The sequence below is a fragment of the Rhizobium sp. BK650 genome (genome assembly GCF_014195325.1).
Taxonomy (GTDB): Bacteria; Pseudomonadota; Alphaproteobacteria; order Rhizobiales; family Rhizobiaceae; genus Rhizobium.
In genome coordinates this window covers 182,072-195,867 of sequence record NZ_JACIBK010000001.1, presented here as the reverse complement: position 1 = coordinate 195,867, position 13,796 = coordinate 182,072, and the positions used below count along the sequence as shown (strand labels likewise).

At 60.7% G+C, this 13,796-nt stretch carries 12 protein-coding genes; 11 read left to right on the top strand and 1 reads right to left on the bottom strand.

Annotated elements, in window-relative coordinates; genetic code table 11:
- Nucleotides 1–172 precede the first annotated feature (172 nt).
- Genes FHX15_RS00915 through FHX15_RS00900 form a run of 4 tightly spaced genes read left to right on the top strand, consistent with a single transcriptional unit; the run spans nucleotide 173 to nucleotide 3,864 of the window.
- Entirely contained in the window at nucleotides 173–1,426 is a 1,254-nt protein-coding gene (locus tag FHX15_RS00915) for a Zn-dependent hydrolase (RefSeq protein ID WP_184392856.1), read from the top strand.
- Entirely contained in the window at nucleotides 1,426–1,995 is a 570-nt protein-coding gene (locus FHX15_RS00910) for an endonuclease domain-containing protein (protein WP_184392854.1), read from the top strand. The genes FHX15_RS00915 and FHX15_RS00910 overlap by 1 nt, the downstream gene beginning before the upstream one ends.
- Before the next feature lie 16 nt (nucleotides 1,996–2,011).
- Nucleotides 2,012–3,466, top strand: a complete 1,455-nt coding sequence (gene hydA / locus FHX15_RS00905) for a dihydropyrimidinase (protein WP_184392852.1) — start codon at nucleotides 2,012–2,014, stop codon at nucleotides 3,464–3,466.
- 5 nt (nucleotides 3,467–3,471) lie between these two features.
- Nucleotides 3,472–3,864, top strand: a complete 393-nt coding sequence (locus FHX15_RS00900; protein ID WP_184392850.1) for a hypothetical protein — start codon at nucleotides 3,472–3,474, stop codon at nucleotides 3,862–3,864.
- 2 nt (nucleotides 3,865–3,866) lie between these two features.
- Here the strand turns inward: FHX15_RS00900 and FHX15_RS00895 are convergent, their stop codons facing one another.
- On the bottom strand, nucleotides 3,867–4,280 hold the full coding sequence (locus tag FHX15_RS00895) for a cupin domain-containing protein (protein ID WP_184392848.1): 414 nt from the start codon (nucleotides 4,278–4,280) through the stop codon (nucleotides 3,867–3,869).
- A 94-nt stretch (nucleotides 4,281–4,374) separates the two neighbouring features.
- Here FHX15_RS00895 and FHX15_RS00890 point away from each other — a divergent pair, with 94 nt between their 5' ends.
- From FHX15_RS00890 to FHX15_RS00860, 7 genes are all read left to right on the top strand, one after another.
- A complete protein-coding gene (locus FHX15_RS00890) occupies nucleotides 4,375–5,157 on the top strand; it encodes an ABC transporter ATP-binding protein (RefSeq protein WP_184392846.1) in 783 nt (260 codons plus the stop codon).
- Between the two features lie 214 nt (nucleotides 5,158–5,371).
- Entirely contained in the window at nucleotides 5,372–5,749 is a 378-nt protein-coding gene (locus tag FHX15_RS00885) for an endonuclease domain-containing protein (protein WP_184392844.1), read from the top strand.
- Complete coding sequence (locus FHX15_RS00880) at nucleotides 5,746–6,630, top strand: ABC transporter permease (RefSeq protein WP_184392843.1); 885 nt, start codon at nucleotides 5,746–5,748, stop codon at nucleotides 6,628–6,630. Before FHX15_RS00885 ends, FHX15_RS00880 begins: the two co-directional genes overlap by 4 nt.
- A complete protein-coding gene (locus FHX15_RS00875) occupies nucleotides 6,627–7,754 on the top strand; it encodes an ABC transporter permease (RefSeq protein ID WP_184392841.1) in 1,128 nt (375 codons plus the stop codon). Before FHX15_RS00880 ends, FHX15_RS00875 begins: the two co-directional genes overlap by 4 nt.
- A gap of 53 nt (nucleotides 7,755–7,807) precedes the next feature.
- Entirely contained in the window at nucleotides 7,808–8,779 is a 972-nt protein-coding gene (locus FHX15_RS00870) for an ABC transporter substrate-binding protein (protein WP_184392839.1), read from the top strand.
- 407 nt (nucleotides 8,780–9,186) lie between these two features.
- Nucleotides 9,187–10,413 carry an efflux RND transporter periplasmic adaptor subunit gene (locus FHX15_RS00865; protein ID WP_184392837.1) on the top strand — a complete coding sequence of 409 codons (1,227 nt, stop codon included), beginning with the start codon at nucleotides 9,187–9,189 and terminating at the stop codon, nucleotides 10,411–10,413.
- Between the two features lie 12 nt (nucleotides 10,414–10,425).
- The gene (locus tag FHX15_RS00860; RefSeq protein ID WP_184392835.1) at nucleotides 10,426–13,746 is read left to right on the top strand and encodes an efflux RND transporter permease subunit; all 3,321 of its coding nucleotides are present in this window, start codon (nucleotides 10,426–10,428) and stop codon (nucleotides 13,744–13,746) included.
- The last annotated feature ends 50 nt before the right edge of the window (nucleotides 13,747–13,796 follow it).

Here is a 13,796-nt window from a genome sequence, read left to right as displayed (position 1 = left end):
ATGGAAGTTGTAATGTTTACCAATCGGTCAAATTATCTGCCAGATAAAAAACAAAGGCAACTGGCGATTTCCCGGCGCTGAAAGAACAACAAAGCGGCGACGGACTTGACCACGGGAACATGGCGGGCATGCACCTTGCATGACTGCCGCAAAACAGGTGAGGACTTTCAATATGGTGGCAGCGCCAGGCGAAAATATGCGGGTCAACGGGGACCGTCTCTGGGACAGTCTCATGGACATGGCGAAGATCGGCCCGGGGATCGCCGGCGGCAACAACCGCCAGACGCTGACGGATTCGGATGCCGAGGGCCGCAGCCTTTTCAAAAAATGGTGTGAAGAGGCCGGCCTGACGCTTGGCGTCGACAAGATGGGCACGATGTTCGCCACCCGCGCCGGCACTGATCCGAATGCGCTTCCCGTCTATGTCGGCTCCCATCTCGATACCCAGCCGACAGGCGGCAAATATGACGGGGTTCTCGGGGTTCTCGGCGCCCTTGAAGTTGTCAGAACCATGAACGACCTCGGCATCAAGACCAAGCATCCGATCGTTGTTACCAACTGGACCAATGAGGAAGGCGCACGTTTCGCCCCGGCCATGCTGGCTTCAGGTGTTTTCGCCGGCGCTCACAGCCTGGACTTCGCCTATAATCGCAGGGATCCCGACGGCAATCTCTTCGGCGACGAACTGAAGCGCATCGGCTGGGTCGGGGACGAAGAGGTTGGCGCCCGCAAGATGCACGCCTATTTCGAGTATCACATCGAGCAGGGCCCGATCCTCGAAGCGGAGAACAAGCAGATCGGCGTCGTCACCCACTGTCAGGGCCTGTGGTGGCTGGAATTCACGCTGACCGGCAAGGAAGCCCATACAGGCTCGACGCCGATGAACATGCGCGTCAATGCCGGCCTTGCCATGTCGCGCATCCTCGAAATGGTGCAGGGTGTCGCCATGGGCGAACAGCCGGGCGCCGTCGGCGGCGTCGGCCAGGTCTTCTTCTCGCCGAATTCCCGCAACGTGCTGCCGGGCAAGGTGGTCTTCACCGTCGACATCCGCTCCCCCGACAAGGCCAAGCTCGACCGCATGCGGGCAAAGATCGAGGCCGAAGCGCCCAAGATCTGCGATGTGCTGGGTGTCGGCTGTTCCATCGAGGCGATCGGCCACTTCGAGCCGGTCACCTTCGATGAAAAGCTCGTCACCTCCGTCCGCTCCGCCGCAGACCGCCTCGGCTACAGCCACATGAACATCATTTCCGGCGCCGGTCACGACGCCTGCTGGGCCGCCAAAGTCGCGCCTGCGACCATGGTGATGTGCCCGTGTGTGGGTGGTCTCTCGCATAACGAGGCTGAGGAGATTTCCAAGGAATGGGCAACGGCCGGCGCTGACGTGCTGTTTCATGCGGTAGTCGAGACGGCGGAGATCGTGGTGTGATGGATAGCACTGCGCCCGGAGCCCCCTCATCCGACCCTTCGGGCCACCTTCTCCCCGCTGGGGAGAAGGGGACGGTGAACGTCGCCGCTCCCCCCTTCTCCCCTCGGGGAGAAGGTGCCCGAAGGGCGGATGAGGGGGCTCCGGGCGCGACAAAAATTATCAAACAAGACATCCGCAAACACCGTCCCGCCAAGACCGCGCAAGCAAGAAACCTGCGACAAACTGAAACCGAGGAAGAATATCGCCTCTGGAGTGACCTGCGCGCCCGCCGCCTGAACGGCTACAAATTCGCGCGTCAAGTTCCGCTCGGCCCCTTCATCGTCGATTTCCTCTGTCGCGAAGAGCGGCTGGTCGTTGAAATCGACGGCTTCCAGCATGCCGATTGCGTGACCGACCAACGTCGAACCGAATGGCTCAACGCAAACGGCTATTCGGTCCTGCGCTTCTGGAATCAGGAAATCTCACGCGAGCGACGCTCGGTCCTTGAAACGATCCTGGCTGCAATAGAGGGCCGTCTCGAATTCAGCACCGAATTGCCGAGCTTTTATTCGCCTGCCGAACAACGATAAAGAATAGGGAACGATCATGACCACAGTCATCAAGAACGGCACCATCGTCACCGCCGACCTCACCTATAAGGCGGATGTGAAGATCGACGGCGGCAAGATCGTCGAGATTGGTCCGAACCTCTCCGGCAACGAAGTGCTGGATGCCACAGGCTGTTATATTATGCCCGGCGGCATCGATCCGCATACCCATCTCGAAATGCCGTTCATGGGTACCTATTCCTCCGACGATTTCGAGAGCGGCACGCGGGCGGCCCTCGCCGGCGGCACGACCATGGTCGTCGATTTCGCCCTTCCCTCGCCCGGCCAGTCGCTGCTCGAGGCGCTGACCATGTGGGACAACAAGTCGACCCGCGCCAACTGCGACTATTCCTTCCATATGGCGATCACCTGGTGGGGCGAGCAGGTCTTCAACGAGATGAAGGCGATCGTTCAGGACAAGGGCATCAACACTTTCAAGCACTTCATGGCCTATAAGGGCGCGCTGATGGTGAACGACGACGAGATGTTCGCCTCTTTCCAGCGCTGCGCCGAGCTCGGCGCGCTGCCGCTCGTCCACGCGGAAAACGGCGATGTCGTCGCCTCGCTGTCAGCCAAGCTGCTGTCGGAAGGCAATAACGGCCCCGAGGCGCATGCCTATTCGCGCCCGGCCGAGGTCGAGGGCGAGGCCACCAACCGCGCGATCATGATCGCCGACATGGCCGGCTGCCCTGTTTATATCGTCCACACCTCCTGCGAACAGGCCCATGAAGCGATCCGCCGCGCCCGGCAGAAGGGCATCCGTGCCTATGGCGAGCCGCTGATCCAGCACCTGACGCTCGATGAGACCGAATATTTCGACAAGGACTGGGACCATGCCGCCCGCCGCGTCATGTCCCCGCCCTTCCGCAACAAGCAGCATCAGGACAGCCTCTGGGCCGGCCTCGCCTCCGGCTCGCTGCAGGTGGTGGCAACCGACCATTGCGCCTTCACCACGGCGCAGAAACGCTTCGGCGTCGGTGACTTCACCAAGATCCCGAACGGCACCGGCGGCCTCGAAGACCGCATGCCGATGCTCTGGACCTATGGCGTCAATACGGGCCGCCTGACGATGAACGAATTTGTCGCCGTCACCTCGACCAACATCGCCAAGATCCTCAACATATATCCGAAGAAGGGCGCGATCCTCGTCGGCGCCGATGCTGATCTCGTCGTCTGGGATCCGAAGCGCTCCAAGACCATTTCCTCGAAGACCCAGCAATCGGCGATCGATTACAACGTCTTCGAAGGCAAGCAAGTCACTGGCCTGCCGCGCTACACGCTGACGCGCGGCGTCGTGGCGATCGAGGAAGACACGATCAAGACCCGCTCAGGCCATGGCGAATTCGTCAAGCGCGAGCCGGTCACTGCCGTCAGCAAGGCACTCTCGACCTGGAAGGAGATCACCGCTCCGCGCAAGGTCGAACGCACGGGCATCCCGGCAAGCGGGGTGTGATATCAATGCGCGGCCATTTGCTTCTGATCCTCGTCTCCCTGGCCGCGCTCTCCAATGCGGCCCTTTCCGCTGTGGCCTTGGCCGACACGCTGCCGATCAAGGGCAGCTACGGCAACAAGGATGGCTGCGCCTATGCCAAGAGCGGCGAGAGCACGGGCTCGGACAATTTCTACCTCCTGACATCAGAGGGCATCACGACCGCCGTCTCCTACTGCGAAATCAAGAAGGTCCTGAAGACCGAAGGCAAGAACTTCACTGCAACGGTCTCCTGTCACGCAGAAGGCGAAGAGAACAGCGCCGACGATACTGCCCGGATCACCTCAGGACCGAAAGGCTATACGATCGGCCTCGCCTCGGATGCCGCAATCAAGTGGGGGCCGCTGCCGCTATGCAGATAGCTTCACGCGGGCACCAGCGCATCGAGATCAGGCAGCAGGACGACGCTCTCCTGCTCGTTCGGGTCGGTGCGGGCAATGATCGCCGTGCACGGGGTGCTGCTGAGGTTCGCCGGAAGGTGCGGCACACCGGCCGGAATGTAGAAGAGCTCTCCGGCGCGCAGGACCACATGGTTCTCCAGCTTATCGCCGTACCAGGTATGCGCCTCGCCGGAGAGCATGTAGATCGCCGTTTCGTGCGCCTCGTGCAGATGCGCCTTGGCGCGCACGCCGGGCGGGATCGTCAAAAGATGCATGCAGATGCCCTTCGCGCCGACCGTCTCGGCCGCGATGCCCTGGAAATAGCTCAGCCCCTGCTTGCCGTCATAGGTGTGGTCGGGACGAACGATGTGGCAGGTGGGCTTTGATTTCACGTCCATCCTTTTCCTCCAAGGACTGTGCTGCCGGAAAAGCCGGCGGCAATCATATCATGGAAAATCGCGTTCGCGCGGCGAAAACAAGACTGGTTGATTGATGCAAGCACCCTCCGTCGTATCCGCCAAGGATCTCTGTCTCACCTACCAGACGAATGACGGGCCGGTGCATGCGCTGAGCAATGTCAGTCTCGATATCCGCAAGGGCGAGTTCGTCTCCTTCATCGGCCCGTCCGGTTGCGGCAAGACGACATTCCTGCGCGTCATCGCAGACCTGGAGCGCAAGACGTCAGGCGATATCGCCATCAATGGCATGACGCCGGATGAAGCCCGCAAGGCCCGTGCCTACGGCTATGTCTTCCAGGCGCCCGCCCTTTATCCCTGGCGCACGATCGAAAAGAATATCGCCCTGCCGCTGGAGATCATGGGTTATCCGAAGCACGAGCAGAAGAAACGCATCGCGGGAGCACTCGATCTCGTCGAACTCACAGGTTTCGACAAGAAATTCCCCTGGCAACTGTCAGGCGGCATGCAGCAGCGCGCCTCGATCGCCCGCGCGCTCGCCTTCGACGCAGACCTGCTCCTGATGGACGAACCCTTCGGTGCACTCGACGAAATCGTCCGCGATCACCTCAATGCCGCGCTCCTGAAACTCTGGGCGCGAACCAACAAGACGATCTGCTTCGTCACCCATTCCATCCCCGAAGCCGTCTACCTCTCCACCAAGATCGTCGTCATGTCGCCTCGCCCCGGTCGCGTGACAGACGTGATCGACTCGACATTGCCGAACGAGCGCCCGCTCGACATCCGCGAAACCCCGGAATTCCTGGAAATCGCCCATCGCGTCCGCGAGGGGCTGAGGGCGGGGCATAGTTATGAGTAGTAGATTGAGTGTTGTGAGCTTGGCAAAGACCCCTCCCCAACCCCTCCCCACAAGGGGGAGGGGCAGATCTGCTGCACCCTCCATTTTCTGCCTCGCTGCTGGCACTAGCGTCGAGATGGGTGTCCTAGGCGAGCGGCAACCGCCAAAGCCCCTCCCCCTTGTGGGGAGGGGTTGGGGAGGGGTTTTCCTTGCCGCAATGGGAATGGAGGCCTGAATGCCCCATTCCAACATCACGCCCAAAACCCGTGAGAGAGCGCGCCGACTTCGCCGCGAACTGACAAAAGCAGAATCCGCTATGTGGAACATGCTTCGAGATCTTTGTCCCCAGGGCGCTCGTTTCCGCCGCGAAACGCCGATCGGTGCGTATATCGCAGACTTCGCCTGGCTCTCCGCTCGTCTTATCGTGGAAGTCGATGGCGACAGCCATGAAACCGAAAGTGGTCGCCACCATGATCTCGCTCGCGATGCCTTCCTGAAAAATCAAGGCTTCACTGTGCTCCGTTTCGACAATGCTCAGGTGCTGGACGGCCCAGATTACGTCTTCATCGAAATACAAAAACAAGCGGCGCCGTTCTTGAAGGAGGCCGCATGAAACCCGACACCCTTAAGGACAAGATCGTCCCCGTCTTCACCATCCTGCTGGTGCTGATTGCCATCTGGTATGTTGCGGCCGTCATCTTGAACGCGCCCTTCCAGCGTGATGCGGATACCCGCAACAACGTCACCCCGACGACGGTGGAATTTATCGGCAGCACACTCTCGCAGCCAAAGCCCGTCCTTCCGGCGCCGCATCAGGTGGCGCAGAATGTGTTCGAAAACACTTTTCTCAGAAAGCTCTCCAGCAATCGCAGCCTCGTTTACCACGCGGGCGTCACGCTCTCCTCGACCGTCCTCGGCTTTGCGTTCGGCACGCTGCTCGGCATCGTCATTGCCGTCGGCATCATCCATATCAAGGCGCTCGACCGCAGCCTGATGCCCTGGATAATCGCCTCGCAGACCGTGCCGATCCTGGCGGTCGCGCCCATGATCATCGTCGTTCTCGGCTCGATCAACATCACCGGCCTGATCCCCAAGGCGCTGATATCAACCTATCTCTCGTTCTTCCCGGTCGCTGTGGGCATGGTGAAGGGGCTACGCTCGCCGGAAGTCATGCATCTCGACCTGATGCGCACCTACAATGCCACGGCTGCACAAACCTTCTGGAAGCTGCGCGTGCCTGCCTCCATCCCCTTCCTCTTCACCTCGATGAAGGTGGCGATCGCCGCAAGCCTCGTTGGCACCATCGTCGGCGAGTTGCCGACCGGCGCGGTCGCCGGCATCGGCTCTAAACTCCTTGCCGGCTCCTATTACAGCCAGACGATCGACATCTGGGCCGCCCTCGTTGCTGGCTCCGTACTGGCAGCAATTCTCGTCGCCCTTGTCGGCCTCGTTGCGAAGCTCGTCGATCGCGCGATGGGCGGGAGGCCGGCATGAGGCAGGTAACGATTTCCTGGCAGGGCCTGAGCGCTCTCCTTTGCGTCATCGGCGCGATGGCTCTGCTGCCGCTCTATGCGGCTGGCGCAACCCATCCTCCATCTGCAGGCACTGCCGGGCTGACCGCCCTGCTTGCCATCGCTGCGGTGCTCGTGTCCTTTGCGCCTTTCTCAGCAACGCTCATCGCAGCAGTCCTTTTTGTCAGCGCTCACGGGGGCGCATGGCTGCTCCTCGGCACGCTCACGGGCAATGAGGGTTTCGCTGCCACCGCTTTCTTTCTGCTGCTCGCTGCCTGCTGGCTGCTCGCATGGCGTTGCGTGACGAAACTTTCCGAGATCCAGCCGACAGAACCGGCCAGCCAATGGCTGCTGCGCCTGCTCATTCCGGCGATCTTCGGCGCCTGGATCCTCATCATCTGGGAAGCGATCACACGCGGCGCCGGCATCCCCTTCGTCATCCTGCCGCCGCCAAGCGCAATCTGGGCGCGCATCGCAGGCTCCCTGCCGATCCTCGGCGAAGATGTCAGACAGACGATCTTCAAAGCCGTCTTGATCGGCTACATCGTCGGCTGCATTGCCGGTTTCGTGGTCGCGATCCTCGCCGACCGCGTCGCCTTCCTGCGCCGCGGCCTGCTGCCGATCGGCAATATGGTCTCAGCCCTGCCGATCATCGGCGTCGCACCTATCATGGTCATGTGGTTCGGTTTCGACTGGCAGTCGAAGGCAGCCGTCGTCATCATCATGACCTTCTTCCCGATGCTGGTGAATACGGTTGCGGGACTTGCCGCCTCCGGCAACATGGAGCGCGACCTGATGCGCACCTACGCATCGAACTACTGGCAGACGCTCTTAAAGCTCCGGCTTCCTGCCGCAATGCCCTTTATTTTCAATGCGCTGAAGATCAACTCGACGCTGGCGATGATTGGTGCCATCGTTGCGGAATTCTTCGGAACGCCGATCGTCGGCATGGGCTTCCGCATCTCCACCGAGATGGGCCGTATGAATGTCGACATGGTCTGGGCCGAGATCGCCGTCGCGGCGCTTGCAGGCTCAATCTTCTATGGCGTCGTCGCCCTTGCCGAAAGGGCGGTGACTTTCTGGCATCCGTCTATCCGTGGTGGTTAGACGCGCCCCGGCCCCGCAAAGGGCTAGGGCATAACTTCAGAGGGAACAAGAAAATGAATAAGTTGATGGTTGCAATGATGGCGAGCGCCATGTCGCTTGCGTCAGCTCATGCGATGGCCGCAGACAAGGTCACGCTGCAGCTGAAGTGGGTCACCCAATCTCAGTTTGCCGGCTATTACGTCGCCAAAGACAAGGGCTATTACCAAGAAGAAGGCCTCGACGTCGATATAAAACCGGGCGGTCCGGATATCGCTCCCGAGCAGGTGATTGCCGGCGGCGGCGCCGATGTGATCGTGGACTGGATGGGCGGCGCTCTGGTTGCCCGCGAAAAGGGCGTTCCGCTCGTCAATATCGCCCAGCCCTACCAAAAGTCCGGCATGGAAATGATCTGCCGCAAGGATGGCCCGGTCAAGACCGAAGCCGACTTCAAGGGCCACACGCTTGGCGTCTGGTTCTTCGGTAACGAATATCCCTTCTTCGCCTGGATGAACAAGCTCGGCCTCAAGACCGATGGCGGCCCGAATGGCGTGACCGTGCTGAAGCAGAGCTTCGACGTGCAGCCGCTCCTGCAGAAGCAGGCCGACTGCATTTCCGTCATGACCTATAACGAATACTGGCAGGCGATCGATGCCGGCTTTAAGCCGGAGGACCTGACCGTCTTCAACTACACCGCCATGGGCAACGACCTCCTGGAAGACGGCCTCTATGCGATGGAAGACAAGCTGAAGGACCCGGCTTTTAAGGAGAAGATGGTCAAGTTCGTCCGCGCCTCCATGAAGGGCTGGAAATACGCCATGGAAAATCCTGATGACGCGGCCGAAATCGTCGTCGATGCCGGCGGCCAGGACGAACACCACCAGAAGCGCATGATGGGCGAAGTCGCCAAGTTGATCGGGGACGGTACCGGCAAGCTCGACACCAAGCTCTACGACCGCACGGCAAAGGCGCTGCTCGACCAGAAGATCATCAACAAGGAGCCGTCAGGCGCCTGGACTCACGACATTACGGACGCTGCCGCGAAATAAGCAGCACAGAAGCCTAAATGCAACGCGCGGGAGAAGATTTCCCGCGCGTTTCTATTTTTTTACATTCAACCAAAAAATCCCTTGCAACCGTCGCATTTATCAGGCGTCAAACGTCAAAGCATAAGAGCCGATCAATCATCGTCATGTTCACATAACTCTTAGGTGATTGATGAGCCCTGTAATGGTAATTAATAGTATCTCACGGGGAATTATTTTCTGCCGGGCTTGCATGTGGAGCAAATCGATACCACGTACTAGCCGGATTTGCCGGATGGGAACAATGTGTTACGGCAAATGGGATGCGGGTAAATACCTCTGAGATTTGGAAGACGGCATTCGCCCGACCGCGAACCTGTTGGAAGACGCGTGAGTCCGGCTGATCCCGTCAATAGATTGGATGACGACGCATGGCACTCACGCCGCACGCTTTACTACGCGCCTCCACATTTCCCGTAGCCGCTTTTGCGGTTTCGGCGCTTCTTACCGCCACTTTTGCAGCCTCGGCTGTGTTTGCCGAGGAACCCCAGGCCGCGCAGGCCCAGGCCTCCCAAAACCTGCCCGCAATCGTCGTCACTACAGCGGCGAACCGCACCCTCGTCGACCGTGTCATCGGCACTGGAACGGTCAAGCCCGTCGAGGAAGTCTATATCCAGCCGCAGGTTGAAGGCCTTTCCATTCGTACCCTGAAGGCCGATGTCGGCGACAAGGTTCAGGCTGAAAGCACATTGGCGACGCTGAACGATGACGCTCTGGTCCTGACCAAGAGCCAGATGATTGCGACGAAAGCCAAGGGCGAGGCAAGCCTTGCCCAGCTGCGCGCCCAGCTTATCGAGGCGCAGGCCAATGCCGAACAGGCAAGGCAGCAGCAGGCCCGCGCCCAGGAAATGGGCAAGAAGGGCACGGTTTCGACCGCCCAGGTCGAACAGGCCGATGCGACCGCCGCCGCCGCCAACGCGCGCGTCGCTTCCGCCGAGCAGGCGATCGAAGTTGCCGAAGCCGACCTTAAGGTCTTCGACAGCCAGATTGCCGATGCGGATTTGAAGCTCGCCCGAACCGACGTGAAGACGCCGGTCGCCGGCACGGTCTCGGCAAAGAACGCCAAGGTCGGCGCCATTGCCGCCGGCAACGGCGATCCGCTATTCACGCTTATCCGCGACGGCGATATCGAGCTTGTCGCTGAAGTCGCCGAGAGCGACATTGTCAGGGTCATGGCCGGCCAGAAGGCGACGATCTCGCTTTCCGGCAGCCGCGAGAAGCTTTCCGGCGCAGTGCGCCTGGTGTCGCCGACCGTCGATCCGGTCACTCGCCTCGGCCTCGTCCATATCTCCATCGATGATGACAGCAAGGCGCGTTCCGGCATGTATGGCAGCGCCGAGATCATCGTCCGCGAGACCGAAGGCGTGTCGCTTCCGTTGACGGCGGTGCTTACCGGCAGCGAAGGCTCTTCCGCCCGCAGGGTCGAAAACGGCGTGGTGAAATTCGCCAAGATCGAGACCGGCATCCAGGACGGAGCCTATGTCGAAATTACAAGTGGATTGAAGACCGGCGACGAAGTCGTGGCCAAGGCGGGCGCCTATGTCCGCGATGGTGACCACATCACTCCGGTGCGCGAACAGCCCTCGGCTTCCAACTAAAGAGACCATCCGATGAATTTTTCAGCCTGGTCCATTCGAAATCCGGTCGCACCGCTTCTGGCCTTCTGCCTGTTGATATTCATCGGCATGCAGTCCTTTAATAAGCTGCCGATCACGCGCTTCCCGAACATCGACGTGCCGCTCGTTTCGATCAGCGTCACGCAGAGCGGCGCCTCGCCGGCCGAACTCGAAATGCAGGTGACGAAGGAAATCGAAGACGCGATCGCCTCGATCACCGGTATCGACGAAATCCAGTCAACGGTGACCGACGGCAGCTCGCAGACCAACGTCATGTTCCGGATGGAAGTGCCGACGGAACAGGCCGTACAGGACGTCAAGGACGCGATCGACCGTATCCGCAGCGATCTGCCGGCAACGGCCGAGACGCCGATCGTCACTAAGGTGGATGTCGAGGGTCAGGCGATTCAGACCTTCGCCGTTTCCTCGCCGGATATGTCGCTCGAAGAACTCTCCTGGTTCGTCGACGATACGATCAAGCGTGCGCTGCAGGGCCAGGCCGGCATCGGCCGCGTCGATCGTTATGGCGGCGCAGAGCGCGAAGTGCGCATCGAACTCACCCCCGGCAAGCTTGATGCCTACGGCATCACCGCTGCAAGCGTGAACCAGCAGCTGCGCGGCACCAACGTCGACCTCGGCTCCGGCCGCGGCCAGGTGGCAGGCAGCGAGCAGGCGATCCGCGTTCTCGGCGACGCCCGCAATGTCGCCGAGCTTGCAGATACGACGATTGCGCTGCCAAGCGGCCGTTTCGTCAAGCTATCCGATCTCGGTGTCATCAAGGATACCTACGAGGAACCGAAATCCTTCTCGCGCTTCAACAATACGCCTGTTGTCACCTTTGGCGTCTTCCGCTCGAAGGGCGCCAGCGAAGTCAGCGTCGCCGAAACCGTGGCTCAAAGCCTCGACAAGGTGCGGATCGAAAACCCGAATGTGAAGATCGAGATGATCGACGATTCGGTCTATTTCACCTACGGCAACTACGAAGCCGCCATCCATACGCTGCTCGAAGGCGCGCTGCTCGCCGTCATCGTCGTCCTTTTGTTCCTCAGGAACTGGCGCGCGACCCTCATCTCGGCCATTGCCCTGCCGCTCTCCGCGATCCCGACCTTCTGGGTCATGGACATGATGGGCTTCTCGCTGAACCTCGTCAGCTTCCTGGCTTTGACGCTCGCGACGGGTATTCTCGTCGACGATGCGATCGTGGAAATCGAAAACATCGCCCGCCATATCAAGATGGGCAAGACGCCCTATCGGGCGGCGATCGAAGCTGCGGACGAAATCGGCCTTGCCGTCATCGCCACCACCTTCACGATCATCGCGGTCTTCGTGCCCGTTTCCTTCATGCCGGGCATTCCAGGCCAATACTTCATCCAGTTCGGCCTGACGGTCGCCTTCTCGGTTTTCTTCTCCTTGATGGTGGCACGCCTCATCACCCCGATGATGGCCGCCTATCTGATGCGGGCCGAAGACGGCATGGAAGACCATCACGACAATGACGGCCTGCTGATGAAGGGCTATACACGCCTGGTGCGCGGCACGACCGGACATTGGTATACGCGTTATGCTACCCTGCTTGCTGCCATCGGTTTCCTGTTCGGTTCCGTCCTCTTGCTGATGCAAGTTCCCGGCAGCTTCCTGCCGCCGGAAGACGCCTCGCGCATCGTTCTCTCCGTCGAACTGCCGCCCAATGCGCGGCTTGACGATACGGAGAAGACGACGGATGCGATCTATGACCGGGTCAAGGACATCAACGGCGTCGAAAGCGTCTTCGTGCTCGGCGGCGCATCGCCGAAGGGCGAGCTCGAACTGCGCCGCGCGACGATCACGCTCGCGCTCGACAAGCTCGACCAGTCACTGATCAAGAAGGTGGTCAACGACGTAATCGGCCATATCCCGGTCATCGGCCCGATGCTGCCGAAGGTGGAAGTCCACGGCCGTGAACGTCCGCAATGGAATATCGAAAAGGAAGTCTTCGCCAAGCTGCGCGACATTCCCGACGTCCATATCCTGAAGCTCAACGACCGCGGCGAGCGCGACCTTTCCTTCAACTTCCTCTCCAAGAACGAGAGTGACCTGAACGAAGCCGTCGGCATTCTGGAATCGAAGCTTCGCGCCGATCCACTGCTCGCCAATGTCAGCGCCGACGGCGCCCTGCCCCGTCCGGAACTGCAGGTCCATCCGCGCAAGGATGAGGCTGCTCGCCTCGGCATCACGCCGCAGCAGATCTCCGAGACGATCCGCGTCGCCACCATCGGCGATGTCGATGCGGCCCTTGCCAAGATCTCGCTCGACGATCGTCAGATCCCGATCCGGGTCCAGGCCGCGCTCGACATGCGCCGCGACCTTGCCGCCATCCGGGCCTTGAAGATCCAGACCGCCAGCGGCGGCACAGTTCCGCTCGCAAGCGTCGCCAATATCGATTATTCGGAAGGCGTCAGCTCGATCAAGCGCAACAACCGTTACCGCGTGGTCTCAATCGGTTCCGATCTGCCGCAGGGCGTGGCGCTCGATACTGCCTCGGCCCGTTTCCGCCAGATCGTCAACGACGCCAAGATCCCGGCCACGGTGCACCTTGCCGAAAGCGGCGATACCAAGGTGCAGACGGAGATGCAGCAGAGCTTCGTCAACGCAATGCTGATGGGCCTTCTCCTGGTGTTGACGGTGCTGATCCTGCTCTTCAAGGACGTAATCCAGCCCTTCACCATCCTGTTCTCGCTGCCGCTCGCCATCGGCGGCGTGGCCGCGGGCCTGATCGTCACCAGCAACCCGCTGTCGATGCCGGTCATGATCGGCATCCTGATGCTGATGGGTATCGTCACTAAGAACGCCATCCTGCTCGTCGATTTCGCGATCGAGATGCGCCACCAGGGCATGCCTCGTGTCGAGGCCATGGTCGAAGCCGGCCGCAAGCGCGCCCGCCCGATCATCATGACCTCGATCGCCATGTCGGCCGGCATGCTGCCTTCCGCGCTCGGCGTTGGCGAAGGCGGCTCGTTCCGCGCGCCGATGGCGATTGCGGTGATCGGCGGCATCATCGTGTCGACCGTGCTTTCGCTTGTCGTCGTGCCCTCCTTCTTCCTGATCATGGACGATCTTTCCCGCCTCCTCGGCTGGATCTTCGGTCGCCTGGTCGGCAAGAAAGACGAGGAGGAGCTGCCGATGTCGAGCGAAGACCTCACCCGCGCCGCGCGCGAAAGCCGCAGCGACATCGACTCGCTGGAGGAACGCCTGACCGCGATCGAAAGACCGGAAAGCAAGCGCAAGACGGGCAACGACACCAACGTGCTGCGCCTGCCACCCTTCGCGGCTGAATAGGACAGAAATCATACGCGAAAGGCCGGGCATCGACCCGGCCTTTTGCTTTT